A 4,613-nucleotide genomic window follows, 5' to 3' on the forward strand; every position below is an offset into this window, starting at 1 on the left:
GCGATAGGTGGCCTCCATTTTTTCCAAAATCTGATTCACAATCCGCTTTGCTGTATTTATATGATCTGCCACTCTCACAATCGCTTCTGCTGTCTCCTTGTCAAAATGGGCAAGATTGAATTTTCCTTGAATCTTGCCCAAATGCTTCGCAGCGTTTCTTAAATGGCGAGTCTTAAACCTGTGATTCCCTGGCCCGACGTGCAAAGATATATTCCACAAAAGCGGAGTATTCTTGACGAGCTTATTGTGAAAAATTTTAAGCAATGCCTTTGTGAAGACTGGATTGAAGTCGGGAAGTACCCCGTTTAGTTGAAAGTCCCTCGCCCAGCTAACCTCCGGGGGAACTTGAGAATCACCGGCTAATAGCTTTAACATTCCCGTGGCCCAAAAAACGAAACCCCTGAGCGAGAGTAAGCCTGCAAAAGCTTATTGAACTCAGGGGCTTCGTTGAAACCAATGCGAAATTGTCTTGCAGTTTACTCTCTTGAGTCAACGGCCAAAACTAAACTCCAATGCTGATCTTCGCAAGTCTTTTTTTGCATGTCATCCTCGTTTGCCCAGGCGCACCGCTTCATTGATCTTCTTGCCAACTTCCTCCAGCCCGCGCGCCATCGCATAGTACCAGGTTCCAAAACGACCATCGGCATTCACCGCATTTATCCATCGCTGTGCGGCTTGTGCTTTGATCTCGGCCAGCCTATCATATCCTTTCACTTCTAAAATCAGATGGCGAGGTGTTTTTCCCTTCAGACGAATGATAAAATCGGGAATGTAATCGTGCATTTGCCCGTCGTGGAGATACGGAATCGCGAAGCCCAAGCCGGCGTTCTTCACGAAAGCCTCTACGGCTCGGTGATTGTCAATCGTGTAGGCTGCGGATTGCTCCCAAATCTGAGTATCCGCGACAACGTAGTTCAAATGACTATTGATGACCTCGCATACGTCGCGGCTCGTCCAGAAATCGACCTCGGAGGTTGAGCCTGGGCCGCGATTGGTTTCGTAAACTGGCAACTCTGGCGCTTCGCCTTCTGAAACGTCCGGTTGAATGGCTTCCACCAAACGCTCGATTATCCAGCCATAATACGGCGCGAGAAAGGCATCGAGTAAGTCGTTCGGCGGAATGACCGTGACTTTCTCCTTGAGATACTTTTCCACAATCTTGAGAACTTGCGGGAAAATCACTTGGGCCAACGCTTCACCGCCAGCTTGTGTAACATAATCGCGCGTGAGATCAGCCGCCAATTCAAACAACAAAGTTTGCATCCGCCTGCCAGCGCGAAATGCCGCAAGGTCAACTTCCTCAAGCTTTCCAGGGCCATAGATGGATGGTCTGCCTTGATTGTTCGGAATACCCGCTTTCATCTTAATTTCAACCGGAATGTTCAACGGGTCAAGTGGGAGCGGTGCTACTGCGTCCCAATCGACTGTAACGCGGTTGCGAATCGCCTGACGATAACCTGTAACTCGTGGAAATTCGATTTTATATTGTACCTTCGCTGCAACCGCATGAACATGATGCCGCTTTTGCGTCGTCGCCGGGGCGTTAGAATTTGCTTTGAAAGGTATGACTTCAAACGGCACACCCAAAATCTTGGCCACTTCCTCACGAAGCCTGCCCTTCTCATCAAAGTCACTGTAGTTTGTCCGCCGCAGCCCACGCCCGACAACTTGCTCACACAACAACTGCGACATGAAGGGCCTCAGCCCAATGATATGCGTCACAGTATTGCAGTCCCAACCTTCGGTGAGCATTCCAACGCTGACAATACAACGAACATCGCGCCCTGGCGGGTGCAAAGGGCGATTCAGTTTCTTGGCAAGCTCTTCGAATCCTTCAGGGAAAAGCGTTCGCCCTTGCCGATCTCGCGGCCACTCGATTTTGCCCACTGTGTCGAGCGTGAATCGCATCCATTTCATTTCATCGCTTTTGGCTTCGCCGGTATCGGTTTCGTGAACAACTTTGGTGTCAACCCGAAGTGTATACACGTTGCCGTTTTCATTGCGAAAACCTTCAATCCCAGCCGGGGGAATTCCCTGCGGTCGCTCTTCTCCTGCCAGCCACTCATGAACCATCTTTGCAATTTTGGTATTCTTACAAATCAGAATGAAAACCGGGGGTCGCTGCTCCCGACGTAAGCGCGCCCATTCTTTCAGCGTTCTTTCCCAAAGGCCGCCCAGCATTGCAATCGGGGCATTAGCCCACCTCAAGATTGCTTCAGGTTTTACAGGACTTCTTGCACCACCACGCTCTGCTCGTGTGAGATGTTCAAGAATCCAGCGCCAAATATTGCGAAAGCCTGGGATTTCCGCGCCGGTATTGTCCTGTACCGCCAATTGAGGGATTTTCACCAAGCCGGACTCAATGGCATCGGTCAAACCGAAATCACTGACAACCCACGGAAAGGTGCGATTAGTATCTTGCCCGACTCGGCCAAGAAAATAGGGAGTAGCCGACAGATCAACACAAAAGTTGATGCCACGAATCTTGTGGATTTTATCGAGGCCATCAACCCAAACCGTCGCTTCTTTAAAAAATTCCGTACTCTCCTCGACTTCGCCGAACAAGTCGTCTTCATCTGCTTCCGGCTCGGGGCGACGAATGCGATAGGCATGGTGGGCTTCGTCATTGAACACCAGGATATTTTGCTTGCCGCCAACCTCACGGCCCAACACGCGATTGATCAAGGCCGCATCGCTTTCGACGTAACGCACCGACTCCACATGTGCACCTTTCAAATGGCCCTGGGCATCCCGCTCTTCCTTCAAAACCGTCAACCGCCTTGCCGCAACTTGCCGCCCGTACTCCTCCAGCGTCAAATAACGGCGACCCCGCGCCGTTGTATTTTTTTCACCTATCCAGATGTATTCCCTCTTTTCAAGCGGCACGCCCGCTTTATTGACCCTGGCGCTCACGCCATTGGCTTGTGGGGATTGCGGCTCGAAAACATGCCAGTTCGTAACCAGCACACGGCCTTTGTTCAAGTCGGACATTAAATGAGACGGCACGATATCGCGCGTGCGATAAAGACTCGCCTCTCCGTTGGCCGGATCAAGCTCTTGCAGGCGATTTCGAATCGTGACGTTTGGGCAAACCACAAGCACCGTATCAGAAAAACGAGCATCGCTGCGGTCGCTGACTTTGTTGAGTATGCTCCAGGCTGCGAGCATTCCCATAACGGTCGTCTTGCCGCTGCCGGTGGCCATCTTCAAAGCATATCGGCGAAACGCCCGATAACCCTCCGCTATGCGTTCCTCGCTCGGCTCATCCGATGGAACAACAATGCCCTGTAAAAAATCAATCCGTGCTTCAGTCAAAAAGACGATGGTTTCAGCGGCTTCGAGTTGAGCAAAAAACAAACGATGCTGCCGCCCTTCTCGCCGCCAGTAGTTGAGCAACTCTTGCGTAGTGCGCGTGACGCCGCCCTCCCCGCGCAACGCCAGGGCACGCCATTCCTTCACTCGCGTGCGAATGAGGTTCACCAACTCTAATTCCACCCATACCCCGCGTGTTTCATGCTCGTTGTTGGAGGCAGTCGCATGGGGATCGCGATAAAAGTAACCGGCAGGCCGGCGACCGGCTCGCTGCTGCGGCATTTTGCCTTCTTCCAAATGCCAGTGCAGGCCCGGCTCATCAAATGGCGAATTCAAAATCGGTTCAGAGACTTCAAACGCACTCATTTTTTGCGACCCTCCAAATCTTTCACCACCAACAATTCATTGCCGCGATCATCAATCACCTTCACGGCAATCTGCTTGTGTTTGCCGACTTCGAAAGGCGTGCTTAGCGTTCCCGACAAATGATCCCAAACAGAATTATCGTAAGTGGTTTTCAATGCTCGTTTCAGACTGTCCCAAGCAGAAGTGCGAGGAAAGAAGGCTTGGCTAACGTGAAAGCACATGCCGTTATAGTCCACATCGAGAAACCAGGCCGGAACATCATTGCCCTTGCGTCTCTCCGCCTTCATTGTCAACGGATCGAATACGTCCAAACCAGTTAATTCGACTTGATAGGTAGCAGGCTCACCCTTTTTCTTGGGTTTCTTCTCATGGACTTCAACGTCTGGCAAACCGCAAACGCTGAAAATCTGGCTCGACCGCATGTTTTTCAGCAAATCGCCCATCATCAAATCGGGCGTGGCCTGCACATAGGTCGCCGGTATGTTCGCGGCCTTCTCGCATTCTTCGATGCAATTGCGTGCATTGGGCTGAATGGCAAAGCCAATGACGTAAAGATGTGAATATCCTTTGGCGTTCGCTTCTTTCGCTGCTTCAAAAACGAGCCTCGCACTGATTGCGCCATTTTCAGGGCCAAAAACGATAGCCACCGGATTGGCCTTGCCGTTGAGCACTATGGCCTCCGCTGACAACGCTAAGGTCTTGGCGGGTAAACGCACGTTTTGGAATGTGACGGCCTTTCCGTGACCGATTTGCAGAATCGGTGACTTGCGCAACACTTCCAGCATGCGCTCCACGAATGAGCGGTGATCCTCAGCAATTTCTGCGGTGGCATCTTTCTTACCGTTTCCATTCAAATCAAGCGCCGTGGGAATTGTTGCTTCAAACGTGAACGGGCCGGTAACGCGCGTGATCTTGCGAACCACTTCAGGGCGATC

General features: G+C 51.5%; 1 protein-coding gene. It reads right to left on the bottom strand.

Annotated features, from left to right (window positions below; all coding sequences use genetic code 11):
- Positions 1 to 543: 543 nt before the first annotated feature.
- On the bottom strand, positions 544 to 3,678 hold the full coding sequence (locus tag FBQ85_26895) for a type III restriction endonuclease subunit R (GenBank protein ID MDL1878762.1): 3,135 nt from the start codon (positions 3,676 to 3,678) through the stop codon (positions 544 to 546).
- Positions 3,679 to 4,613: the final 935 nt, after the last annotated feature.

The sequence above is a fragment of the Cytophagia bacterium CHB2 genome (genome assembly GCA_030263535.1).
Lineage (GTDB): Bacteria > Zhuqueibacterota > Zhuqueibacteria > Zhuqueibacterales > Zhuqueibacteraceae > Coneutiohabitans.